This window comes from Pseudomonas sp. GD03875 (assembly GCF_029840585.1).
Lineage (GTDB): Bacteria > Pseudomonadota > Gammaproteobacteria > Pseudomonadales > Pseudomonadaceae > Aquipseudomonas > Aquipseudomonas paralcaligenes.
In genome coordinates, this window is sequence record NZ_JAOCCV010000007.1 from 187,275 (window position 1) to 208,747 (window position 21,473).

Annotated in this window: 24 protein-coding genes; 17 read left to right on the plus strand and 7 right to left on the minus strand. The window is 65.2% G+C overall.

All coding sequences use genetic code 11. The annotated features are described in order from the left end of the window. Position 1 precedes the first annotated feature (1 nt). The 10 genes from N5D30_RS08825 (at position 2) to N5D30_RS08870 (ending at position 5,246) form a co-directional block, all read left to right on the plus strand. Positions 2–1,261: an AAA family ATPase gene (locus N5D30_RS08825; protein ID WP_279908667.1), complete on the plus strand. Its 1,260-nt coding sequence runs from the start codon at positions 2–4 to the stop codon at positions 1,259–1,261. After that, positions 1,262–1,624 (plus strand): hypothetical protein, encoded by a 363-nt coding sequence (locus N5D30_RS08830; protein ID WP_279908668.1) that lies wholly within the window; start codon positions 1,262–1,264, stop codon positions 1,622–1,624. Beyond that, positions 1,621–2,187, plus strand: coding sequence for a hypothetical protein (locus N5D30_RS08835; RefSeq protein WP_279908669.1), 567 nt, complete (start codon positions 1,621–1,623; stop codon positions 2,185–2,187). The genes N5D30_RS08830 and N5D30_RS08835 overlap by 4 nt, the downstream gene beginning before the upstream one ends. A gap of 146 nt (positions 2,188–2,333) precedes the next feature. Then, complete coding sequence (locus N5D30_RS08840; protein ID WP_279908670.1) at positions 2,334–2,855, plus strand: host-nuclease inhibitor Gam family protein; 522 nt, start codon at positions 2,334–2,336, stop codon at positions 2,853–2,855. Next, positions 2,855–3,562 (plus strand): DUF2786 domain-containing protein, encoded by a 708-nt coding sequence (locus N5D30_RS08845; protein ID WP_279908671.1) that lies wholly within the window; start codon positions 2,855–2,857, stop codon positions 3,560–3,562. Before N5D30_RS08840 ends, N5D30_RS08845 begins: the two co-directional genes overlap by 1 nt. Before the next feature lie 2 nt (positions 3,563–3,564). Continuing rightward, complete coding sequence (locus N5D30_RS08850) at positions 3,565–3,780, plus strand: hypothetical protein (RefSeq protein ID WP_279908672.1); 216 nt, start codon at positions 3,565–3,567, stop codon at positions 3,778–3,780. A gap of 2 nt (positions 3,781–3,782) precedes the next feature. Beyond that, positions 3,783–4,232 carry a hypothetical protein gene (locus N5D30_RS08855; RefSeq protein WP_279908673.1) on the plus strand — a complete coding sequence of 150 codons (450 nt, stop codon included), beginning with the start codon at positions 3,783–3,785 and terminating at the stop codon, positions 4,230–4,232. Continuing rightward, positions 4,232–4,447 carry a hypothetical protein gene (locus tag N5D30_RS08860; protein WP_279908674.1) on the plus strand — a complete coding sequence of 72 codons (216 nt, stop codon included), beginning with the start codon at positions 4,232–4,234 and terminating at the stop codon, positions 4,445–4,447. Before N5D30_RS08855 ends, N5D30_RS08860 begins: the two co-directional genes overlap by 1 nt. Then, the gene (locus tag N5D30_RS08865) at positions 4,444–4,887 is read left to right on the plus strand and encodes a regulatory protein GemA (protein ID WP_279908676.1); all 444 of its coding nucleotides are present in this window, start codon (positions 4,444–4,446) and stop codon (positions 4,885–4,887) included. The genes N5D30_RS08860 and N5D30_RS08865 overlap by 4 nt, the downstream gene beginning before the upstream one ends. Then, positions 4,884–5,246, plus strand: a complete 363-nt coding sequence (locus tag N5D30_RS08870) for a Mor transcription activator family protein (protein ID WP_279908677.1) — start codon at positions 4,884–4,886, stop codon at positions 5,244–5,246. Before N5D30_RS08865 ends, N5D30_RS08870 begins: the two co-directional genes overlap by 4 nt. A 178-nt stretch (positions 5,247–5,424) precedes the next feature. Here the strand turns inward: N5D30_RS08870 and dnaJ are convergent, their stop codons facing one another. The 3 genes from dnaJ to grpE form a co-directional block, all read right to left on the minus strand. After that, positions 5,425–6,555 carry a molecular chaperone DnaJ gene (dnaJ, locus tag N5D30_RS08875; RefSeq protein WP_279903383.1) on the minus strand — a complete coding sequence of 377 codons (1,131 nt, stop codon included), beginning with the start codon at positions 6,553–6,555 and terminating at the stop codon, positions 5,425–5,427. Positions 6,556–6,673: 118 nt separating this feature from the next. After that, a complete protein-coding gene (dnaK, locus tag N5D30_RS08880) occupies positions 6,674–8,590 on the minus strand; it encodes a molecular chaperone DnaK (RefSeq protein ID WP_220811113.1) in 1,917 nt (638 codons plus the stop codon). Between the two features lie 99 nt (positions 8,591–8,689). Next, the gene (grpE, locus tag N5D30_RS08885; RefSeq protein WP_279908678.1) at positions 8,690–9,292 is read right to left on the minus strand and encodes a nucleotide exchange factor GrpE; all 603 of its coding nucleotides are present in this window, start codon (positions 9,290–9,292) and stop codon (positions 8,690–8,692) included. A gap of 116 nt (positions 9,293–9,408) precedes the next feature. Here grpE and recN point away from each other — a divergent pair, with 116 nt between their 5' ends. After that, a complete protein-coding gene (gene recN, locus N5D30_RS08890; RefSeq protein ID WP_279908679.1) occupies positions 9,409–11,082 on the plus strand; it encodes a DNA repair protein RecN in 1,674 nt (557 codons plus the stop codon). A 63-nt stretch (positions 11,083–11,145) separates the two neighbouring features. On the opposite strand, the gene fur is transcribed toward recN, so the two are convergent. Beyond that, entirely contained in the window at positions 11,146–11,556 is a 411-nt protein-coding gene (fur, locus tag N5D30_RS08895; protein ID WP_220811116.1) for a ferric iron uptake transcriptional regulator, read from the minus strand. 97 nt (positions 11,557–11,653) lie between these two features. On the opposite strand from fur, the gene N5D30_RS08900 reads away from it, so the two are divergent. After that, positions 11,654–12,172, plus strand: coding sequence for an outer membrane protein assembly factor BamE (locus N5D30_RS08900; RefSeq protein ID WP_279903377.1), 519 nt, complete (start codon positions 11,654–11,656; stop codon positions 12,170–12,172). Positions 12,173–12,454: 282 nt separating this feature from the next. Here the strand turns inward: N5D30_RS08900 and N5D30_RS08905 are convergent, their stop codons facing one another. Together N5D30_RS08905 and N5D30_RS08910 are read right to left on the minus strand one after the other, a co-directional pair. Continuing rightward, positions 12,455–12,763, minus strand: a complete 309-nt coding sequence (locus tag N5D30_RS08905; RefSeq protein ID WP_279908680.1) for an RnfH family protein — start codon at positions 12,761–12,763, stop codon at positions 12,455–12,457. Beyond that, on the minus strand, positions 12,756–13,190 hold the full coding sequence (locus tag N5D30_RS08910; RefSeq protein ID WP_279908681.1) for a type II toxin-antitoxin system RatA family toxin: 435 nt from the start codon (positions 13,188–13,190) through the stop codon (positions 12,756–12,758). The genes N5D30_RS08905 and N5D30_RS08910 overlap by 8 nt, the downstream gene beginning before the upstream one ends. A 129-nt stretch (positions 13,191–13,319) precedes the next feature. Here N5D30_RS08910 and smpB point away from each other — a divergent pair, with 129 nt between their 5' ends. Further along, on the plus strand, positions 13,320–13,802 hold the full coding sequence (gene smpB / locus N5D30_RS08915; RefSeq protein ID WP_220811120.1) for an SsrA-binding protein SmpB: 483 nt from the start codon (positions 13,320–13,322) through the stop codon (positions 13,800–13,802). An 84-nt stretch (positions 13,803–13,886) separates the two neighbouring features. Here smpB and N5D30_RS08920 read toward each other — a convergent pair whose 3' ends face one another. Further along, positions 13,887–14,654, minus strand: coding sequence for an FCD domain-containing protein (locus tag N5D30_RS08920; RefSeq protein WP_279908682.1), 768 nt, complete (start codon positions 14,652–14,654; stop codon positions 13,887–13,889). A 313-nt stretch (positions 14,655–14,967) separates the two neighbouring features. Between N5D30_RS08920 and N5D30_RS08925 the strand changes: the two genes are divergently transcribed. The 4 genes from N5D30_RS08925 (at position 14,968) to N5D30_RS08940 (ending at position 21,390) form a co-directional block, all read left to right on the plus strand. After that, positions 14,968–16,653 carry a lactate permease LctP family transporter gene (locus tag N5D30_RS08925; RefSeq protein ID WP_220811122.1) on the plus strand — a complete coding sequence of 562 codons (1,686 nt, stop codon included), beginning with the start codon at positions 14,968–14,970 and terminating at the stop codon, positions 16,651–16,653. A 138-nt stretch (positions 16,654–16,791) separates the two neighbouring features. Continuing rightward, positions 16,792–17,937 (plus strand): FMN-dependent L-lactate dehydrogenase LldD, encoded by a 1,146-nt coding sequence (gene lldD / locus N5D30_RS08930; RefSeq protein ID WP_279908684.1) that lies wholly within the window; start codon positions 16,792–16,794, stop codon positions 17,935–17,937. Positions 17,938–18,094: 157 nt separating this feature from the next. Then, positions 18,095–20,911 (plus strand): FAD-binding and (Fe-S)-binding domain-containing protein, encoded by a 2,817-nt coding sequence (locus N5D30_RS08935; RefSeq protein WP_279908685.1) that lies wholly within the window; start codon positions 18,095–18,097, stop codon positions 20,909–20,911. A 203-nt stretch (positions 20,912–21,114) separates the two neighbouring features. Further along, on the plus strand, positions 21,115–21,390 hold the full coding sequence (locus N5D30_RS08940; protein WP_220811125.1) for a hypothetical protein: 276 nt from the start codon (positions 21,115–21,117) through the stop codon (positions 21,388–21,390). The last annotated feature ends 83 nt before the right edge of the window (positions 21,391–21,473 follow it).

The window sequence follows — 21,473 nt, forward strand, 5'->3', positions numbered from 1 at the left end:
CATGCAGCAAGCAAACACAACACGGATGAAGCTGAAGACTGTTCTCTGGCGATTGAACATCAGCCAGAGCCAGCTCGCGGCGAGCCTGGAGAAGGACAACGGGGAGCCGCTCAGCCAGTCGACTATCGCGCAACTGGTCAACCACGGCCAATGGCCCAAGACCCTGTCGCGCGAGCCGCTGGAGCGAAAGATCAAGGAGCTGTTGTTCGCCAAAGGCGCGAACGACGAGGACATCCGTGACCTGTTTGAAATGAAAGAAACCGACGCAGCGGTCTTGGCGGGCCGAGCTGCGTCGGTGCCCAGCAATGCCAACAGCAATGAGAGCGACTACATGCTACTACGAAAAAACACTTTGACCGGCCAGGCCAAGGCGCACTTCCAGCTGCCTCGCGATCCGTTCACGGACGAGATGCAGGAGGAGGCTGACGTGTTCCTGTCGGACGATATTCGTTATGTGCGCCAGGCGATCCGCCAGACTGCAAAGCACGGCGGCATGCTTGCGGTGGTGGGCGAGTCCGGGGCGGGGAAGTCCACCCTGCGCCAGGACCTGGTGGAGTGGATCATCAAGACCCGCGAGCCAATCACCGTGATCGAGCCCTATGTCCTGGGCGTCGAGGACGACAACGTCAAGGGCAAGACCCTCAAGGCCCTGGACATTACCGGCGCGATCATCCGCTGCATCGACCCCAGCGTTAAGCCGCGCCGCAGCCAGGAGGACCGCTCGCGACAAATGCACGAGCTGCTGCTGGCCAGCGCCCAGGCCGGGCGGCGGCATGTGGTGATCATCGAGGAGGCGCATAGCCTGCCCATCACCACGTTGAAGCACCTGAAACGCTTCTACGAGCTGCAGGCCGGCTTCAAGAAGTTGCTGGCGTTCATCCTGGTCGGCCAGACCGAGCTGGGTGACAAGCTCAGTGAGTACAACCCGGCGGTGCGTGAGGTGGTGCAGCGCTGCGAGCTGATCCGCCTCAAGCCACTGGACAACCAGGTTGAGGCTTACCTCAAGCACAAGTTCGAGCGCATCGAAGTGGATTACCTGAGCGTCTTCGGGCCGGACGCTTTCGACGAAATCCGCAACCGCCTGCGCATGTCGGTGGACGTGGGCCGGGGCCGTACCCGCGAAAGGGAGACGAAGTCCCTGTGCTACCCGCTGGCGGTAAACAACCTGGTCAGTGGCGCCATGAATCTGGCCGTGCGCCTGCACGAAACCAAGGTCACTGCGGCGCTGGTGGTCGAGTCCCTGCGCGACGAGGTGGTCTGAATGGTCAACACCCCAACCTCTCGTCTGCAACTGGTCAGCGCTCCGGCGCCGGCCAATAAGCCTCCGCTCAGCAAGCCTCCACTCAGCATCCTGGACGAGCAGTTCCTGCCCGCGCTTGCCCGCTTCAACCAACTGCACCGCGATCTCCGCGCCGCTGGCATCCCGCTGGACGGCTGGAATTTCCCGGACAACTGCATGGTGATCGAGGAGGAACACGCCGAACTGCTGTCGCGTGCATTTGCCCACGAAATCCGCGCCGCTCGCACCAAGGGCTTCCCAGGCAGCTTGATGGCCCGCCACACGGTCACGATCCGTGGCGTCGACGTGGTGTGGTTCACCGTTATGAAGGAGCAGGATCAATGAATCTGGAAATGCCCAAGCTGGTAGGCCGGGCCTGCCTGTACCTCACGCTGTGCTGCCTCGGCCTCTCGGCCAGCACCATCGTCTTGGCCTTTATGGGGAGCGAACAAGCCGAGATCACTGCCGCTACTGCAGCCATCCCGGCGCTGATGCTCGGCGGCGTAATCCTGGTGGCCACTCTCTCAGAGGCTGCGGTCGCGGCTCTCATGGCGGGGAATCGTCGTGGGGAAGTGGCGGGCCAGGAGGTGGATGATTCGTCGTTGCGTGGCTTGGAGGCGCAGCTCGATCTGGACCTGGAAAAGCGCTTCGACACGCTGGTGATTGAGGGCGCAGACATCCAGGTCGTACCCCGTGAAGCATTTGGAGGCAAGGTCATCGCGTGGTCCGCCGCCCACGCCCTGGCCGAGCTGCATCCCCTGGAGAACTTCGTCGGGGAGTTGGCAGCCGGTTGCTACGAGGACAAGAGCGTCGAGTCCATTCAGGCCATAGCACAGCGGGAATACAACCTCTCCACGATGCAGGGCAAGCAGGGCTGGATCGATACGGAGGAGAAGGCCGATGCCTGACCGTCGCCTCAAATGCCGCCGCTGCCGCTGGGTCGGTACCCACGCCGAGCTGCGCTCAGTCCCTTGCCCGAAAACACCGGCCCTTTCCGACAACGTCTGCCCGCGCTGCGGCTGCAAGACGTTCTCTCCTGTCGAGGATCAGAACAATGGCTAAGAAGCCCGGCCGCCTGAAGGCAGCGGCCCAGCTGTACGTGCCTCAAACCAAAGAAGAAGTGATTGCCGACATCAAGACCATCGGCGACCTGCAGCGAGACCTTACCCGCGTTGAAGCGGCGATGAACGACGCCATCGGCGCTATCACTGACCAGCACTCTGGCCGAATCGAGGAGCTGAAGAAGCGCCTGCAGTCCCTGCAGAAGGGGGTGCAATCCTGGTGCGAGGCTCACCGCGCAGAGCTGACCAACAACGGCAAGGTGAAGTCGGCCAACCTCATCACGGGCGAGGTGCAATGGCGTATTCGCCCGCCGTCCGTGACCGTGCGCGGTGTGGATGCGGTCCTGGACGCGCTCAAGCGCCTTGGCCTGAATCGCTTTATCCGGCCCAAGGAGGAGATCAACAAGGAGGCCATGCTCAACGAGCCGGATGCTGTGCGCGGCGTCGCCGGCATCACCATCAACAGCGGCATCGAAGACTTCGCCATTGTGCCGTTCGAGCAGGAGGTGCGGTGATGGACCAGGACCGCATCCTCGACAAGATCAAGAAGTGCATGGAGATCGCGAAATCGAAGACCGCGAACGCCAACGAGGCCGAGATCGCACTGCGTCAGGCCCGCAAGCTGATGGACGCTCATAGCCTGGAGATGGGCGACGTGCTCGCCAGCATGGCCTGCGAGGTCACCATTGAGGCCGGCTCCGAAGGCCCGCCACCGGCCTGGCGGGTGCGCTTGGCCCAGGTGTGCGCCCATGCGTTCGGAACCAAGATGATCATCACCTCGAAGCTGATGCCGCACTTCGATGTTGTTGGCGCGTTCATCTTCGTCGGCTGCTCGGCGGCGCCGGAGCTGACCGGCTACGCCTATCAGGTGCTGGAGCGACAGCTGCAGAAAGCCCGCCGCGAGTTCTTGAAGTCGCCGAATAACAAGCGCTGCAAGCGGTCGACGAAGGTCGCCCGTGGTGACCACTTCGCAAACGGATGGATCGACGCGGTGTACCGCAAGGTCGACGAGTTCGCGGGGGTCGATGACAGCGTCGCCGATGCCATCCAGGCATACATGGCGAAGCATCACCCCGACCTGGGCAAGTTCGAGATGAAGCGCCGCAAGCTGAAAGCCCGCGACGAAGGCGCCGCCAAGGCTGGTTATCTGGCCGGCAAGTCCGCCCAGCTCCACCACGCGGTGGGCCACAAGCCTACCGCCCGCCTGACACACGGGGTCTAGTCATGAGCCTGATAAGCCAATGCAACTTCGAGCAAACCACCCTGGCCCAGGTGATCCAGAAGGCGGAAGACGAAGCCGCCAACGCCTTCGATCTTGTACACCTGAGTCTGGACTCCGGGCGTGAGCTGATCCTGGTAGCCATCTCGGGCGACGAGCTGGACTCGGTCGGCATGATCCTGGAAGGCGTCCGCTGCCTCATGCCGAAGGGGGCGCACTGACCATGGCCAGAACACTGATTGAGTTCCAGGACCACGGCCAGGACCTCCTCTGGTGGATCACTGACGAGGCCGGCAAGGTTATCGACTGCGGTCCGTACCAGGCTGATCTCTGGTGCCGTATGACCGTCACCAATCTGGCCGCGCTGAAGGTCGGTGCTGCAGTTGAGTACGGTGGGCACGGCTCCGGCAGCATCAAGTACCCGGTCGCCCATGTTATCCAGCTGGCGCCTATCGACATCGTCGTGCGCAGGCCGAGCGACGCCTACATGACCGCCACGGTAAAAGGCAAACGCGCCTCCTGTACGTCGAGCGACAGAGAGGCGGTGCTCAACCTCGGTCGTAAGCTGTTCCTCGGCCAGTTCGAGGATGCCGAGCGGCTGCCGGGCCAACCAGGGGATCACGAGTCGGGGGTATACAGCCGCTGGCGGATCATGCCCAAGGAGGTTCCGTGATGGAGCGCTACCACACAACGGCCGGCGAGCCGCCGCGCCGCGACAACGAGGCCAAGGCGGCCGCCAGCGCGTTGCTGGCCGACCAGGTAGAGGCGTTCCTGGCGCGGGGCGGCCGAGTACAGGAGATCGGCCACCAGATGCGAGAGACACCCGAGCCGTTCGTCATCAACGTGCGCACGACGCCCGTTTACAACGATAACGGGGGCACACGATGAACGCCGCGCCCAATCCGAACCGTGCCAGGCTGATCAAGCTGATTCACGTCGGCCGCCGCGAGCTGGGCATGGATGACGAAACCTACCGCCTGATGCTGGCTGGCATGAAAGGGATGGGCGGCGCCACATCGAGCGCCGACCTGACCGTTCCGAACCTCTACCGGGTTCTGGAGCAGCTCAAGCAGAAGGGATTCAAAGTCCGTCCAAACAAGAAGGGGAAGCGGCCGCTGGCCGCTGACCCGCAATCCAAGAAAATCCGCTCGCTCTGGCTGGAGCTGCATGGACAAGGCGCGGTACACGATCCCTCGGAGGAGGCCCTGGCCAAGTTCGTGGCGACCATGACCGGTGTAGCGGCGCTGCAGTGGCTCAGCAGCGCCCAGGCCAGCCAGGTGATCGAGAGCCTCAAGAAGTGGCGCCAACGCGCCGAGGGGGAATCATGAGCGGCCCGCGTGCAAATGATATTCTCAGCGACAGCCTGGCACCGACCGCCCAGCTACTCACTGAGCTGCTGGACTTGCCTGACGAACAGGCGGAGATCGTTGCAACGGAGATAATCGTGCTATTCGCTAACCTGTGGGGCGGACAACTGGCGTACTTCCCCAAGTCGCCGGCCATCATCATCTCTCAGCGCAACCAGCAGCTGTACGATGCCTGCAACGGTCGCAATCATGCCGAGGTAGCCGCGAAGTATGGGCTGTCGATTCAGGCCACGTACCGGATCGTGAAACGGATTCGAGAGGCCATTATCAAGCGGGACCAGGGAGACCTCTTTGCGCCCGACCACGGCGAGGCGGACTAAGCAAGGGGGGATGTTGCCCCCTTGCTCTATTTCAAACCCCGTTGGATTCTGCCCGTCCCACTTCGGCCCAGCCCATCCCGCCCCATCCCGGTTTTCTCACTACTCCCCCTGGGTTTATATCGTTCCCTCTCAGTTTTCAACGACACCTGGCCGACGCACAGCAGACCGTAGGCGGCTCCTAGAGATCGCCGAAGAAACGCTTCATGCCTTCGAACCAGCCGCTGGCCTTGGGCGAGTGAGAGCTGTCGCCTTCCAGCGACTTGCGGAACTCTTCCAGCAGCTCGCGCTGGCGCTTGTCCAGGTTGACCGGGGTTTCCACCGCTACCCGGCACATCAGGTCGCCGGCACCGCCACCACGCACCGGGGCCACGCCCTTGCCGCGCAGGCGGAACAGCTTGCCGGTCTGGGTGCCTTCCGGAATCTTCAGCTTGACCCGGCCGTCCAGGGTCGGCACTTCCAGCTCGCCGCCCAGCGCCGCGTCGGCGAAGCTGATCGGCACCTCGCAGTACAGATGCTTGCCGTCACGCTGGAAGATCGGGTGCTCGCGCACATTGACCACCACATACAGGTCGCCGGCCGGCCCGCCATGGGAGCCCGCCTCGCCTTCGCCGGAGAGGCGGATGCGGTCGCCGGTATCGACACCGGCCGGCACCTTGACCGACAGGGTCTTGCTCTCTTCCACACGCCCCTGGCCGTGGCAGCTGCCGCAGGGGTCGGTGATCATCTTGCCGCTGCCATGGCAGCGCGGGCAGGTCTGCTGCACCGAGAAGAAGCCCTGCTGCATGCGCACCTGGCCGATGCCGCCGCAGGTGGTGCAGGTCACCGGGCTGGTGCCCTTCTTGGCGCCGCTGCCGTCGCAGGTCTTGCAGCCGACCAGGGTCGGCACGCGGATGGTCACGGTGGTGCCGCGCACCGCCTCTTCCAGATCCAGCTCGAGGGTGTAGCGCAGGTCGCTGCCGCGCTGGGCACCGCCACGCGAACCGCCGCCACGGCTGCCGCCGAAGAAGTCGCTGAACACATCGCCGAAGATGTCGGAGAAGTTCGCTCCGCCTGCGCCGAAGCCGCCACCGCCGCCCATGCTCGGATCGACGCCGGCATGGCCGTACTGGTCGTAGGCCGAGCGCTTGGCCGCATCGGAGAGCACTTCGTAGGCCTCGTTGGCCTCCTTGAATTTCTCTTCCGCGGCCTTGTCGTCCGGGTTGCGGTCAGGGTGATGCTTCATCGCCAGGCGGCGATAGGCCTTCTTCAGGTCCGCCTCGCTGGCGCCGCGCTCCACACCGAGCACTTCGTAATAGTCACGTTTGGCCATAAATCCTCAACACCTTTGATTCCCAGGCTCCAGACACGCCAACGCGGGAGCAAGCCCCCGCGCGGAGAATCGCCGACCGGGCAAGGCCCGGCCGGCTGGCACCTCAGTAAGCGGGAGCTTACTTGTTGTCCTTGACCTCTTCGAACTCGGCATCGACCACGTCGTCGCCGGCGTCCTTGGCCTCATCCGCGCCCTGGGCGGCAGCGCCCGGTTGCGGCTGCTCGGCGTACATCTTCTGCGCCAGCGGCGTGGTGGCCTCGGACAAGGCGTTGATCTTGGCTTCGATCTCGGCCTTGTCATCGCCCTTCAGCGCGGCTTCCAGGTCGCCGATGGCCTTCTCGATAGCCGCCTTCTCGTCGGCAGTGGCCTTGTCGCCGGCCTCGGTCAGCATCTTGCGGGTGGCGTGGACCAGGCCGTCGCCCTGGTTGCGGGCCGCGGCCAGTTCCTCGAACTTGCGGTCTTCCTCGGCGTTGGCCTCGGCGTCACGCACCATGCGCTCGATCTCGTCGTCGGACAGGCCGGAGTTGGCCTTGATGACGATGGACTGCTGCTTGCCGGTGGCCTTGTCCTTGGCGCCTACGTGCAGGATGCCGTTGGCGTCGATGTCGAAGGTCACCTCGATCTGCGGCACGCCGCGCGGAGCCGGCGGGATCTCGGCCAGGTCGAACTTGCCCAGCGACTTGTTCTGCGCGGCCTGCTTGCGCTCGCCCTGCAGCACGTGGATGGTCACGGCGCTCTGGTTGTCGTCGGCGGTGGAGAACACCTGCGACTTCTTGGTCGGGATGGTGGTGTTCTTCTCGATCAGCGCGGTCATCACGCCACCCATGGTCTCGATACCTAGGGTCAGCGGGGATACGTCGAGCAGCAGCACGTCCTTCACGTCACCGGCCAGCACGGCGCCCTGGATGGCGGCACCGATGGCCACGGCTTCGTCCGGGTTGACGTCCTTGCGCGCTTCCTTGCCGAAGAACTCGGCGACCTTCTGCTGCACCAGCGGCATGCGGGTCTGGCCGCCGACCAAGATCACTTCGTCGATGCCACCGACATCCAGACCGGAGTCCTTCAGGGCGATGCGGCACGGCTCGATGGTACGGGCGACCAGGTCTTCGACCAGGGCTTCCAGCTTGGCGCGGGAAATCTTCACGTTGAGGTGCTTCGGACCGGTCTGGTCTGCAGTGATGTACGGCAGGTTGACGTCGGTCTGCTGGGCCGAGGACAGCTCGATCTTGGCCTTCTCGCCGGCTTCCTTCAGGCGCTGCATGGCCAGCGGATCGCCCTTCAGGTCGATGCCGGACTCTTTCTTGAACTCGTCGACGAGATAGTCGATCAGGCGCAGGTCGAAGTCCTCACCACCGAGGAAGGTGTCGCCGTTGGTGGCCAGAACCTCGAACTGGTGCTCGCCGTCGACTTCGGCGATCTCAATCACCGACACGTCGAAGGTACCGCCACCCAGGTCATAGACGATCACGGTGTGGTCGCCCTTGGCCTTGTCCATGCCGTAGGCCAGGGCCGCGGCAGTCGGTTCGTTGATGATGCGCTTGACGTCCAGGCCGGCGATGCGGCCGGCGTCCTTGGTGGCCTGGCGCTGGCTGTCGTTGAAGTAGGCCGGCACGGTGATCACCGCCTCGGTCACGGCCTCGCCCAGGTAGTCCTCGGCGGTCTTCTTCATCTTCTTCAGCACTTCCGCGGAAATCTGCGGCGGCGCCATCTTCTGGCCCTTCACTTCGACCCAGGCGTCACCGTTGTCGGCCTTGGCGATCTTGTAGGGGACCATCTTGATGTCTTTCTGCACGACTTCTTCGTCGAAGCGGCGGCCGATCAGACGCTTCACCGCGTACAGAGTGTTGTGCGGGTTGGTCACCGCCTGACGCTTGGCGGACTGGCCGACCAAAATCTCGCCGTCGTTGGTGTAGGCGATGATCGACGGGGTGGTACGACCGCCCTCGGCGTTCTCGATGACTTTGACGTTACCGTTTTCCAGGATGGCGACGCAGGAGTTGGTGGTCCCCAGGTCGATACCGATGATTTTGCCCATGAATGTTCTCCCGAAACTTTGGATTTTCCGACGCCTCGTTTCTAGGGCGGCGGCAGCAATAAAACGCTTGACTCAGAAATGGGGGTGGCCCGGCGGATTTCAAGCCTGCTCGTCGATCGAGGGCGGCGGCGTGGTCGGCGACTTGCTCACCACGACCATGGCCGGGCGCAGCAGGCGGCCGTTGAGCAGGTAGCCCTTCTGGAACACCTTGAGCACGGTGTTCGGCTCGACATGGGTGCTCTCTTCCATCGCCATCGCCTGGTGGTGTTCCGGGTTGAACGGCGCGCCATGCGGATCGACCGCCTCCAGCTGGTAGCGCTTGAGGGTGTCGTGGAACAGCTTGAGGGTCAGCTCGATACCTTCGCGCATGGCCTTGCTCACCTCGTCGGTGGCGCTGCTCATCTCCAGGCCGCGCTCCAGGCTGTCGACCACCGGCAGCAGGTCGTTGGCGAACTTCTCCAGGGCGAACTTGTGCGCCTTCTCCACGTCCTGTTCGGCGCGACGACGCACGTTCTGCAGGTCGGCGGCCACGCGCAGGGACTGGTCCTGAGCCGCGGCCAGCTGCTCTTCGAGGAGCTGCACGCGGGCAGCCAGCTCGTCGCCGGCGGCCGCCTCGGGCGCCAGTTGCTCTTCCGGGTTCGTCGTGTCCAGGGTCTGTTCGTCTGCCATTGCTTCCTCCTGTCTATAACGTCGGCGGGTCATGGCCCGCGCTTCTTGCCGCCTATATGGGGGCCGGTCGCACGGTTTCAAGGGTTATTGCCGGGACAAAACAAAACACTGTATAAATAGCCAGCACAACTTTTCTGGGAGCGCTCTCCATGCTGGTGCACCTGTCCGTTCACAACTACGCCATCGTCGAACATCTGGATCTCGAACTGGAACGCGGCATGACGGTGATCACCGGCGAGACCGGCGCCGGCAAGTCGATCATGCTCGACGCCCTCGGCCTGGCCCTGGGCGACCGCGGCGACAGCGGCGTGGTACGCCCCGGCGCCGACAAGGCCGACATCCTCGCCAGCTTCGACCTGGAAGATATTGCCGAGGCCCGCGCCTGGCTCGCCGAGCGCGACCTGGACAACGACGGCCCGTGCATCCTGCGCCGGGTCATCACCAGCGAGGGCCGCTCGCGCGGCTACATCAACGGCACGCCCTGCCCGCTCGGCGACCTCAAGGCCCTGGGCGAACTGCTGATCGACATCCACAGCCAGCACGAACACCAGTCGCTGCTCAAGCCGGACACCCACCGCCGCCTGCTCGACGAGTACGCCGGCAGCCAGGAACTGGCACGCCAAGTCCAGCTGGCGGCCCAGCGCTGGCGTCAGACGCGCCAGGAGCTGCAACGCCTTTCCTCCAGCAGTGACGAGCAGCGCGCCCGCCACCAGTTGCTCAGCTACCAGTTGGAAGAACTGGAGAACCTGGCCCTGGGCGACAACGAGCTGGAACAGCTGGAGCAGGAGCACAAGGCCCTGAGCAATGCCGAACAGCTGCTCGGCGCCTGTCGCCAGGTGCTCGACCTGTGCAGCGAGAGCGATGCCGGCAACGTGCTCTCCGCCCTCACCGCCAGCCTCAATCGCCTCACGGCCTTCAGCAGTCAGCCTGGCGCTCTCGGCGAAGCGACCAACCTGCTGGCCAGTGCGCAGATCCAGGTGGAGGAGGCGGTCGGCGAACTGAACCGCTTCCTCGACCACTTCGACGCCGACCCGCAGCGCCAGCAATTGCTGGAAGAGCGCCTGGACGCCATCTACAACCTGGCGCGCAAGCATCGGGTGCAACCCTTCGAGCTGGCCGAACTGCAGCAGCGCCTGCTGGAGGAACTGGAAAGCCTCAACGCCGACGACGAGGCGGTGGAGCGCCTGGGCGAGGAACTGGCCGCCTACGCCCGCCACTACCAGGAAAAAGCTGCCGAGCTGAGCACCCTGCGCCAGCAGGCCGCCAGCCGCCTGGCCGAAGCCGCCCAGGCGGAAATGCAGACCCTGGGCATGCCTGGCGGCCGCTTCAGCATCCAGCTGCAGGCCGGCAACGCGGAAGAACTGCAGCCCCATGGCCTGGAGCAGGTGGAGTTCCTGGTCAGCGCCAACCCGGGCCAGCCGCTGAAACCCCTGGCCAAGGTCGCCTCAGGCGGGGAACTATCACGCATCAGCCTGGCGATCCAGGTGATCACCGCGCAGACCTCGCGGGTGCCGACCCTGGTGTTCGACGAAGTCGACGTCGGCATCGGCGGCCCCACCGCCGAGGTGGTCGGCCAGTTGCTGCGCCGCCTCGGCGAGCGCGGCCAGGTATTGACCGTGACCCACCTGCCCCAGGTGGCCGCGCAGGGCCACCAGCATCTGTTCGTGCACAAGGCCCGTGGCAAGGAAAGCACTCAGACGGCAGTGACCGGCCTGGCGCCGGAGGGTCGGGTCGAGGAAATCGCCCGCATGCTCGGCGGCGTCGACCTGACCGAGGAATCCCTGGCCCACGCGCGCAAGATGGTGACCAAGGCCCAGGCCTGAGAGACCCGAAACGAAAAAGGCGCCCCGAAGGGCGCCTTTTTTCTATCCGGGCCGAACCTGCGCCTACTTCTTCTTGCGCACGTACAGCACCAGGTTGTGATCGACCAGCTCGAAACCGTGCTGCTTGACGATGTCCTTCTGCAACTTCTCGATTTCCGGGTCGAAGAACTCGATGACTTCACCGCTGTCCACGCAGACCATGTGGTCGTGGTGGCCGCCATCGGCCAGCTCGAACACGGCATGGCCGCCGTCGAAATTGTGGCGCTCGACCAGACCGGCAGCCTCGAACTGGGTCAGTACGCGGTAGACGGTGGCCAGGCCCACGTCCTCGCCCGCGTCCATCAGGGCCTTGTACACATCCTCCGCGCTCATGTGGCGCTGTCCGGAGGTGGCCGAATCGAGCATCTGCAGAATCTTCACGCGGGGCAGGGTGACCTTGAGGCCGGCTTTACGCAGTTCGTTGTTTTCAACCATGGTCTGCTTTCTCGTGGTTGCTGCTTCGCAGCTCCCGTTAATGCGGGTATGATCGGAGTTTAATTTGCCCAGCCAAGATAGTGGAAGTCACCCACCGATGCAAAACACCAAGCTCTTGCTGCCCAGCCTCACCCTCGTGGGTCTGTTCGCACTCGCCGGCTGTTCGTTTCCCGGGGTTTACAAGATCGACATCCAGCAGGGCAATGTCGTTACGCAGGACATGATAGACCAGTTGAAGCCCGGAATGACCCAACGGCAAGTGCGGTTTATCATGGGCAACCCCATGATCACCGACACCCTCCACGCCAATCGCTGGGACTACCTGTACAGCATTCAGCCGGGCGGGCGTCAGCGCTATCAGGAACGCGTCAGCCTGGTGTTCGACGGCAACGACCAGCTGGTCGGCCTGGCCGGCGACTTCATGCCGGGCGTCAGCCGCGACCAGGCGATCATGGGCGAAGGCAGCAGCACCAGCGTCAATCAGCAGCAGCCTCAACAGCCCGCGGAAGAGCCGGCCAAGCCGGGCTCACTGCTGGAGCAGATCCAGGACGAAGTGGACTCCGCCGAGCCGATTCCGGTGCCGATCCCGGAGCCGCTGGACCCGCAACCGCAGTAATCTGCTGCAACGAAAAAGCCCGGCCAATGCCGGGCTTTTTCATGGCTATGTCCCCGTTACGTGTTGGTAGCGCAATCCTGCTCTTGTGGGAGCAGCTGGGCGGCATTCCGATTGGCCGCGAAATTCGCGAATCCGCTCCCACAAGGCGCGCCACAACTAACGGGGACATAGCCTTTTTCATAGCCATGTCTTCCGTTATGTATGTGCCATCGTAGGGTGCGCCGTGCGCACCAGTGAGCCAGCCCATGCCCCGGTGTACACAGCGCACTGCTAACGGGAGCCTCAATCGCCCTGCCGCGCCGCCTTGGCCCGTGCCGCACGCGCCTTGCGCACTTCCTTCGGGTCGGCGATCAGGGGCCGGTAGATTTCCACCCTGTCGCCCTCCTCCAGCACCCGCTCCTCGGGCCTGGCCAGCAGCCTGCCAAAGATGCCCAGCGATACCTGGGCCAGTTCGAGACCGGGAAAGTGAGCGTCCATTCCCGAACGCAACACTGCCTCGCGCGCCGTGGTGCCGGCCGACACCCTGAGACCGAGCAGCTTCTGCCGGCCCTCCAGCGCATGGACCACCTCGACGGCGATCTCCTCAGCCATGGAGCTGCTTGGCCCGCTGGCAGAAGGCGTCGACCATGGTGTTAGCGGCCTGGGTGAACAGCGGGCCAAGGGTCGCCTTGACCAGCGGGCCGGCGTAGTCGAAGGTCAGGTCCAGGCTGATCTTGCAAGCCTTCTCGCCCAGCGCCTTGAACTCCCACAGGCCATTGAGCTGGGAGAACGGCCCCTCCACCAGACGCATCTCGATGGACGTGTTCGGCACCAGCAGATTGTGAGTGGTGAACTGCTGGCTGATGCCGCCCTTGGCCACGGTCAGGGTGGCGCGCATCTCGCTCTCGCTGGACTCCAGCACCTCCGACGCCGAACACCAGGGCAGGAACTTCGGGTAGCCGGCCACATCGTTGACCAGGTCATAGAGGGCCTGCGCCGGATAGGGCAACAGGGCCGAGCGTTGGATACGGGTGCTCATCAGCCTTGGATTCCTGAACTGCCGCGCCGGCCTGCCGGCGCCACGGAGCGCGCATTGTGCGGAATTCGACCAGCCCCCTCAAGCGTACCTGTCGCCACGGGCGCGGCGACTCCCTATAATGCGCGCCCTATGGCCAAACAGAAGAAACACCCCACCGGGACCATCGCGCTTAACAAGAAGGCGCTGCACGACTACTTCATCGAGCACAAGTTCGAGGCCGGCCTGGTCCTGTCCGGCTGGGAAGTGAAGAGCCTGCGCGCCGGCAAGGCGCAACTGGTAGACAGCTATATCCTGCTGAAAGACGACGAAGCCTGGCTGATGGGATGCCACATCACCCCGCTGAAGACGGCCAGCACCCACGTCATCGCCGACCCGACGCGCACCCGCAAGCTGCTGCTGAACAAACGCGAACTGGACAAGCTGTTCGGCTCGGTCCAGCAGAAGGGCTACACCTGCGTGGCGTTGTCGATCTACTGGAAAGCCCACCTGATCAAATGCGAGATCGCCCTGGCCAAGGGCAAGAAGGACTTCGACAAGCGCCATACCGAGAAAGAGCGCGACGCCGACCGAGAGGTCCAGCGCGCCATGCGCAGCAAGGGCAAGGAAGAATAGAAAAGGGCGGATCATCCGCCCTTTTTTCCGCGGGAGCGGCCTTGGCCGCGAAGCTACCGACCAGCCCCCGCAGGCAAGCCCGCCCTACAATCCCTGGCGCCGCTGCGCCCGCTCCAGCCGCTTGGCCTCCTGCTGCGCCTCGGCCAGCACTTCCTGCACGTAGTGGATATGGTGATGCGACAGGTCGCGCGCCTCGTCGGCGCGCCGCTCGATGATCGCCTCGAACAGCGCCTGGTGCTGCTCGCGCAGGCGGTCACGGGTCTCGCTGCGCTGCAGGTACATGCCGCCGATATTGGTCACCACGTTGTGCTTGAGCAGGTCGAACAGCCCGCGGATGGTGTGCAGCAGCACTGCGTTGTGGCTGGCCTCGGCGATGGCCAGGTGGAAGCGCGCGTCGGCCGCGCCCTCCTCCGCCCGACTGGCCTTGCTGTCCGGCGCATAGCAGCGCTGCAGTTCGTCGAAGGCCGCCTGCAGCCGTTCGTGATCGACCGGCGTGGCCCGCTGCGCCGCGTAGTAGGCACAGGAGCCCTCCAGCGTGTGGCGGAACTCCAGCAGGTCGCGCTGGGCGTCTGGATTGCTTTCCAGCAGGTGCAGCAGCGGATCACTGAAGGTCGAGCCCAGTTCCGATGCCACGTAGTTGCCGCCGCCCTGGCGGCTGATCAGCAGCCCCTTGGCCACCAGCTTCTGGATCGCCTCGCGCAGCGACGGACGTGACACGCCGAACTGCTCGGCAAGAATCCGCTCCGCCGGCAGTCGCTCGCCGGGCTTGAGCGTACCCTCGAGGATCATCGACTCGAGGTGACTGACGATGTCGTCCGACAGACGGCGCTGTCGCACCTGACCGAATGTCATACCAGTTTCCATCCTGTTCGTTTGCCGCGTGGCAAGCATCCGGCTCGCTGTCCGCGGTGATTGCGGCGGCAGCCTACCCAGCCCCATACCTCCCGACAAGCCTAGTCTTTCGTCCACCCCACCCGACCAAAGTCGAAGGCGGGCAAATTGACATGGCACAAGCAGGGCTTTTACCCTGAGCCATCGCTTTTGTAAATTGGTAATACCAATTAAGGCGAAAACTGGATCGAGAGGACCGGACTCTGCCGCCAGGCCAAAAGCCTGACGCTCCCCGGGCCGAGGCACCTCCAAAAACAATTAGGGAGCCACCCGCATGCAAACCTGGCAACAGATCTACACCCCGCTTGGCAGCCTCGGCCTGTCAGCGCTCGCCGCACTGATTCCGATCATATTCTTCTTCCTGGCGCTGGCCGTGTTCCGCCTCAAGGGCCACATCGCCGGTACCATCACCCTGGCGCTGTCGCTGCTGGTGGCGATCTTCGCCTTCGGCATGCCGGCCGAAAAAGCCTTCGCTGCCGCCGGCTATGGCTTCGCCTATGGCCTCTGGCCGATCGCCTGGATCATCGTCGCCGCGGTGTTCCTCTACAAACTCGCGGTCAAGAGCGGCCAGTTCGAGGTGATCCGCAGTTCGGTGCTGTCGATCACCGACGACCAGCGCCTGCAGGTGCTGCTGATCGGCTTCTCCTTCGGCGCCTTTCTCGAAGGCGCGGCCGGCTTCGGCGCGCCGGTGGCGATCACCGCCGCCCTGCTCGTCGGCCTCGGCTTCAACCCGTTGTACGCCGCCGGCCTGTGCCTGATCGCCAACACCGCGCCGGTGGCCTTCGGCGCCCTGGGCATCCCGATCACCGTGGCCGGCCAGGTCACCGGCATAGACGCCTTCAAGATCGGCGCCATGACCGGTCGCCAGCTGCCGCTGCTGTCGATCATCGTGCCGTTCTGGCTGGTGGCGATGATGGATGGCTGGAAAGGCGTGAAGGAAACCTGGCCGGCCGCGCTGGTCGCCGGTGGCAGCTTCGCCGTCACCCAGTACTTCACCTCCAACTTCATCGGCCCGGAACTGCCGGACATCACCTCGGCCCTGGTCAGCCTGATCAGCCTGACCCTGTTCCTCAAGGTCTGGAGCCCTCGCCGCGCCGAGGACAGCGAAGTGGTCGGCGTTTCCGGCGGTGCCGCGGTGGCCGGCGGTTTCGGCGGCAAGAGCGGCGCCACCCCGTCGCCCTACAGCTTCGGCCAGATCCTCAAGGCCTGGTCGCCCTTCCTGGTGCTGACCGTGCTGGTCACCATCTGGACCCTCAAGCCGTTCAAGGCCCTGTTCGCCCCGGGTGGCGCGCTGGAGAGCTTCGTCTTCCTGTTCGCCATTCCGCACCTGGACCAGCTGGTGATGAAGGTCGCACCGATCGTCGCCGCCCCCACCGCCATCCCGGCCGTGTTCAAGCTGGACCCGATCTCCGCCACCGGTACCGCGATCTTCTTCTCCGCGCTGATCTCCATGATCATCCTGAAGATCAACCTCAAAACTGGTCTGACCACTTTCAAGGAAACCTTCATCGAGCTGAAGTGGCCGATCCTGTCCATCGGCATGGTGCTGGCCTTCGCCTTCGTCACCAACTTCTCCGGCATGTCCACCACCATGGCCCTGGTCCTGGCCGGTACCGGCTCGCTGTTCCCGTTCTTCTCGCCGTTCCTCGGCTGGCTGGGCGTGTTCCTGACCGGCTCGGACACCTCGTCCAACGCCCTGTTCGGCTCGCTGCAGGCCACCACCGCGCACCAGATCGGGGTCAACGACACCCTGCTGGTAGCGGCCAACACCAGCGGCGGCGTGACCGGCAAGATGATCTCGCCGCAATCCATCGCCGTGGCCTGCGCCGCCACCGGCATGGTCGGCAAGGAATCGGACCTGTTCCGCTTCACCCTCAAGCACAGCCTGATCTTTGCCACCATGGTCGGCGTGATCACCCTGGTCCAGGCCTATTGGCTGACCGGCATGCTGGTGCATTGACCCCGCAAGCCGTCGCTCCCGCGAAGGCGGGAGCCCAGCCAGACCAGCCATGGTTTACCTGGGTCACCGCCTTCGCGGGGGTGACGCTGGAAGAGGCGAACCGCCGCACACCGACAAGCACACCACGATGAGACGCCCATGATCATTTCAGCCTCCACCGACTACCGTGCCGCCGCGCAGCGCAAGCTGCCGCCGTTCCTGTTCCACTACATCGACGGCGGCGCCTACGCCGAGTACACGATGCGGCGCAACGTCGAGGACCTGGCCGGCATCGCCCTGCGCCAGCGCGTGCTGAAGAACATGTCCGAGCTGAGCCTGGAAACCGTGCTGTTCGGCGAGAAGCTGGCCATGCCGGTGGCCCTGGCCCCGGTCGGCCTGACCGGCATGTACGCCCGCCGCGGCGAGGTGCAGGCGGCCAAGGCGGCGGCGGCCAAGGGCATCCCCTTCACCCTGTCCACCGTCTCGGTCTGCCCGATCGAGGAAGTGGCGCCGGCCATCGACCGACCGATGTGGTTCCAGCTCTACGTGCTGAAGGACCGTGGCTTCATGCGCAACGCCCTGGAGCGGGCCAAGGCCGCCGGCGTCACCACCCTGGTGTTCACCGTCGACATGCCCACCCCCGGCGCCCGCTACCGCGACGCCCACTCCGGCATGAGCGGCCCCAACGCGCCGCTGCGGCGCATGCTGCAGGCCGTCACTCACCCGGCCTGGGCCTGGGACGTGGGTCTGCTGGGCAAGCCGCACGACCTCGGCAACATCTCCACCTACCGTGGCAATCCCACCGGCCTGGCCGACTACATCGGCTGGCTCGGCGCCAACTTCGACCCGTCGATCTCCTGGAAGGACCTGGAGTGGATCCGTGAATTCTGGGAAGGTCCGATGGTGATCAAGGGCATCCTCGATCCGGAAGACGCCAAGGACGCAGTGAAATTCGGCGCCGACGGCATCGTAGTGTCCAACCACGGCGGCCGCCAGCTCGACGGCGTGCTGTCCAGCGCCCGAGCCCTGCCGGCCATCGCCGACGCGGTGAAGGGCGAGCTGAAGATCCTCGCCGACTCCGGCATCCGCACCGGCCTCGACGTGGTGCGCATGCTCGCCCTCGGTGCCGACGGCGTGATGCTCGGCCGCGCCTTCGTCTACGCGCTGGCCGCCGCCGGTGGCGCCGGGGTGAGCAACCTGCTCGACCTGTTCGAGAAGGAGATGCGCGTGGCCATGGTCCTGACCGGCGCCAAGTCGATCGCGGATATCAGCCGCGACTCGCTGGTGCGTGAACTGGGCGTCTGACGCCCAGCCTTCCACGCCCTACCCGGGCGCGGAAACGCTGCCGACGCACACCCGCGCCGCAGCGCAGCCAGGCGGGCAAGCCCGTCCGGCGTAGCCGACAATAACAAGCAGGGCCGCCACAAGCGGCCCGCACCTACCGTGAAAAATGGAGCACGCAATGAGCCTGCCCGCCACCTTCCTCGCCGAAGTTCACCGCCTGATCCCGCGCGAGCGCCTGTTCGACGACCCGTTGTCGACCCTGGCCTTCGGCACCGACGCCAGCTTCTACCGGCTGACTCCCAAGCTGGTGGTGCGGGTCGAGTCCGAGGCCGAGGTGGTGCGCCTGCTCGAGCTGGCCAGCGCCCAGCGCGTGCCGGTGACCTTCCGCGCCGCCGGCACCAGCCTCTCCGGCCAGGCCATCAGCGACTCGGTGCTGATCGTCCTCGGCGACAACTGGAATCACAAAGACATCCGCGCAGACGGCACGCAGATCCGCCTGCAGCCCGGCGTGATCGGCGCCCAGGCCAATGCCTGGCTGGCGCCGCTGGGACGCAAGATCGGCCCCGACCCGGCCTCGATCAACGCGGCGAAGATCGGCGGCATCGTCGCCAACAACTCCAGCGGCATGTGCTGCGGCACGGCCCAGAACACCTACAAGACCCTCGCCGGCCTGCGCGTGGTGCTGGCCGACGGCAGCGTGCTGGACAGCGAGGACGCCGCCAGCATCGAAGCTTTCCGCGTCCGCCACGGCGAGCTGCTCGACACCCTAGCCGAGCTGGGACGGCAGACCCGCGCCAACACCGCGCTGGCCGACAAGATCCGCCACAAGTACCGGCTGAAGAACACCACCGGCTTCTCGCTCAACGCGCTGGTCGACTTCGACGAGCCGCTCGACATCCTCAACCACCTGATGGTCGGGTCAGAAGGCACCTTGGGCTTTATCAGCGCAGTGACCTACGACACCGTGCCGGAGCACCCTCACAAGGCCAGCGCGCTGATCGTCTTCCCCGACGTGGAGAGCTGCTGCCAAGCCGTGCCGCTGCTCAAGCAGCAGCCGGTGTCCGCGGTGGAGCTGCTCGACCGCCGCAGCCTGCGCTCGGTGGAGAACATGAAAGGCATGCCCGAGTGGGTGCAGAGCCTGTCGGGTGGCGCCTGCGCCCTGCTGATCGAATCGCGCGCCGCCAGCCAGTCGCTGCTGCACGAGCAGATCGGCCAGATCATGGCTTCCATCGCCCACTTCCCGGTGGAGAAGCAGGTCGACTTCAGCGAAGACCCGGCCGTCTACAACCAGCTGTGGAAGATCCGCAAGGAAACCTTCCCCGCCGTCGGCGCGGTGCGCCAGACCGGCACCACAGTGATCATCGAGGACGTCACTTTCCCGGTGGAACGCCTGGCCGAGGGCGTCAATCGCCTGATCGAGCTGCTGGAGAAGCATCGCTACGACGAGGCCATCCTGTTCGGCCACGCCCTGGAGGGCAATCTGCACTTCGTCTTCACCCAGGGCTTCGACGATCCGGTGCAGGTCGCACGTTACGAGGCCTTCATGCAGGACGTGGCGCAGCTGGTGGCCGTGGAGTTCGGTGGCGCGCTCAAGGCCGAGCACGGCACCGGGCGCAACATGGCGCCCTTCGTCGAGCTGGAATGGGGCAGCGAGGCCTACCAGCTGATGTGGACCATCAAGCGCCTGTTCGACCCGCTGGGCATCCTCAACCCGGACGTGGTGCTGTCGGAAGATCCGCAGATCCACCTGAAGAACCTCAAGCCGCTGCCGGCCGCCGACGAGATCGTCGACAAGTGCATCGAGTGCGGCTTCTGCGAGCCGGTCTGTCCCTCCCGGGGACTGACCCTGACCCCGCGCCAGCGCATCGTCATCTGGCGCGACATCCAGGCGCGCAAGCGCGCCGGCATCGACACCACGGAACTGGAAGCCGCCTACCACTACCAGGGCGTGGATACCTGCGCCGCCACCGGCCTGTGCTCGCAGCGCTGCCCGGTGGGCATCAACACCGGCGACCTGGTGCGCAAGCTGCGCGCCCGCGATGCCGAACACGGACGCAGCGCCGACTGGCTGGCCGCGCACTTCCACCGCACCCTGCAGGGCGCACGCGTGCTGCTGCACGTGGCCAACGGCGCGCGCATGCTGATGGGCGCGCCGCTGCTGGGCAAAACCTCGGCCCTGCTGCACAAGGCCAGCGCCGGCCGCGTGCCGCAGTGGACGCCGGCCATGCCGCAGCCGGTGCGCAACCTCGATCTGCCGGCGTTCAGCGACGATGCGCGGCCACGGGTGGTCTACCTCGCCGCCTGCATCTCGCGCGCCATGGGCCCAGCCTTCGCCGACGCCGAGCAGACGCCGCTGATCGACAAGACCCGCCGCCTGCTGGAAAAGGCCGGCTTCCAGGTGGTGTTCCCCGAGGACTCGGACAACCTCTGCTGCGGCCAGCCGTTCGCCTCCAAGGGCTACCCGGAACAGGCCGAGCGCAAGAAGCAGGAGCTGGTCGACGCGCTGCTCAAGGTCAGCCGCGGCGGCCTCGACCCGATCTACTGCGACACCAGCCCCTGCACCCTGCGCCTGATCCAGGACGGCCTCGATTCGCGGCTGCGCCTGCACGATCCGGTGAAGTTCATCCGCGAGCACCTGTTCGAGCGCCTGGAATTCACACCGCAGGACAAGCCGGTGGCGGTGCACGTGACCTGCTCCACCCAACACCTGGGCGAGGCCCAGGGGCTGATCGACATCGCCAGGCGCTGCGCCAGGGAAGTGGTGATCCCCGAGGGTATCCACTGCTGTGGCTTCGCCGGCGACAAGGGCTTCACCACGCCGGAACTGAACGCCCACTCGCTACGCTCGCTGAAGGACGCGGTGCAGATCTGCGAGGAAGGTATCTCCACCAGTCGCACTTGCGAGATCGGCCTGTCCACCCACAGCGGCATCGACTACCACGGGCTGGTGTATCTGGTGAACCGCGTCACCCGCCCCCGCGCCTCCGCGCACTGAGGCCGTCCGCAAGAAAAGGTGAACCCCGGCGCGACGGTAAAAGTCCATCGATCAGGGCCCGAGGCAACGGGCCCCTTGCCATCCCGGATGCGCTGGCTCGCCACGCGCCGCCCCGACAGGGCGCTCGTCGCGACCGGACCGCCCGCTTCGCCCAACCGCGAACGAGCCACCGGGCCCCGATAGGACGGAAGAGGACCACCTCAATGAAACGTACTGCCCTGCTCTTTTCCTGCGCCCTGATGGCCGCGCCGGTATTCGCCAACGACCTGTGCACCGTCAACCTGCAGAAGCTGGACGACGCCGTCACCACCAAGGCGACCCTGACCGATCCGCTGAAAACCCAGGTCGAAGACCTGCACAAGAAGGCCAAGGACGACCAGGCCGCCGGCAGAACCGAAGACTGCGCCTCCAATGCCGACCAGGCGCTGATGCTGCTGCAGAAGGCCGACTCGGGCGGCGAAGGCGGCGGCGCCAACTGATGTGCGCCGGCGGGGCCTCCGGGCTCCGCCGTTACCCGCTCCAGCCCCGCCTATACTCAGGCCTCCACCATCCTTGGAGGTCG

Bases quoted from the DNA above. Each gene is read 5' to 3' on its own strand.
- grpE (WP_279908678.1), bottom strand. From the start codon at position 9,292: ATGACCCGCCGACGTTATAGACAGGAGGAAGCAATGGCAGACGAACAG.
- N5D30_RS08855 (WP_279908673.1), top strand. From the start codon at position 3,783: ATGGCCAGAACACTGATTGAGTTCCAGGACCACGGCCAGGACCTCCTC.
- N5D30_RS08830 (WP_279908668.1), top strand. From the start codon at position 1,262: ATGGTCAACACCCCAACCTCTCGTCTGCAACTGGTCAGCGCTCCGGCG.
- smpB (WP_220811120.1), top strand. From the start codon at position 13,320: ATGGCCAAACAGAAGAAACACCCCACCGGGACCATCGCGCTTAACAAG.
- fur (WP_220811116.1), bottom strand. From the start codon at position 11,556: ATGGTTGAAAACAACGAACTGCGTAAAGCCGGCCTCAAGGTCACCCTG.
- N5D30_RS08850 (WP_279908672.1), top strand. From the start codon at position 3,565: ATGAGCCTGATAAGCCAATGCAACTTCGAGCAAACCACCCTGGCCCAG.
- N5D30_RS08925 (WP_220811122.1), top strand. From the start codon at position 14,968: ATGCAAACCTGGCAACAGATCTACACCCCGCTTGGCAGCCTCGGCCTG.
- N5D30_RS08935 (WP_279908685.1), top strand. From the start codon at position 18,095: ATGAGCCTGCCCGCCACCTTCCTCGCCGAAGTTCACCGCCTGATCCCG.
- dnaK (WP_220811113.1), bottom strand. From the start codon at position 8,590: ATGGGCAAAATCATCGGTATCGACCTGGGGACCACCAACTCCTGCGTC.
- N5D30_RS08910 (WP_279908681.1), bottom strand. From the start codon at position 13,190: ATGAGCACCCGTATCCAACGCTCGGCCCTGTTGCCCTATCCGGCGCAG.
- N5D30_RS08860 (WP_279908674.1), top strand. From the start codon at position 4,232: ATGGAGCGCTACCACACAACGGCCGGCGAGCCGCCGCGCCGCGACAAC.
- N5D30_RS08920 (WP_279908682.1), bottom strand. From the start codon at position 14,654: ATGACATTCGGTCAGGTGCGACAGCGCCGTCTGTCGGACGACATCGTC.
- N5D30_RS08905 (WP_279908680.1), bottom strand. From the start codon at position 12,763: ATGGCTGAGGAGATCGCCGTCGAGGTGGTCCATGCGCTGGAGGGCCGG.
- N5D30_RS08840 (WP_279908670.1), top strand. From the start codon at position 2,334: ATGGCTAAGAAGCCCGGCCGCCTGAAGGCAGCGGCCCAGCTGTACGTG.
- N5D30_RS08845 (WP_279908671.1), top strand. From the start codon at position 2,855: ATGGACCAGGACCGCATCCTCGACAAGATCAAGAAGTGCATGGAGATC.
- N5D30_RS08865 (WP_279908676.1), top strand. From the start codon at position 4,444: ATGAACGCCGCGCCCAATCCGAACCGTGCCAGGCTGATCAAGCTGATT.
- dnaJ (WP_279903383.1), bottom strand. From the start codon at position 6,555: ATGGCCAAACGTGACTATTACGAAGTGCTCGGTGTGGAGCGCGGCGCC.
- N5D30_RS08870 (WP_279908677.1), top strand. From the start codon at position 4,884: ATGAGCGGCCCGCGTGCAAATGATATTCTCAGCGACAGCCTGGCACCG.
- lldD (WP_279908684.1), top strand. From the start codon at position 16,792: ATGATCATTTCAGCCTCCACCGACTACCGTGCCGCCGCGCAGCGCAAG.
- recN (WP_279908679.1), top strand. From the start codon at position 9,409: ATGCTGGTGCACCTGTCCGTTCACAACTACGCCATCGTCGAACATCTG.
- N5D30_RS08835 (WP_279908669.1), top strand. From the start codon at position 1,621: ATGAATCTGGAAATGCCCAAGCTGGTAGGCCGGGCCTGCCTGTACCTC.
- N5D30_RS08825 (WP_279908667.1), top strand. From the start codon at position 2: ATGCAGCAAGCAAACACAACACGGATGAAGCTGAAGACTGTTCTCTGG.
- N5D30_RS08900 (WP_279903377.1), top strand. From the start codon at position 11,654: ATGCAAAACACCAAGCTCTTGCTGCCCAGCCTCACCCTCGTGGGTCTG.
- N5D30_RS08940 (WP_220811125.1), top strand. From the start codon at position 21,115: ATGAAACGTACTGCCCTGCTCTTTTCCTGCGCCCTGATGGCCGCGCCG.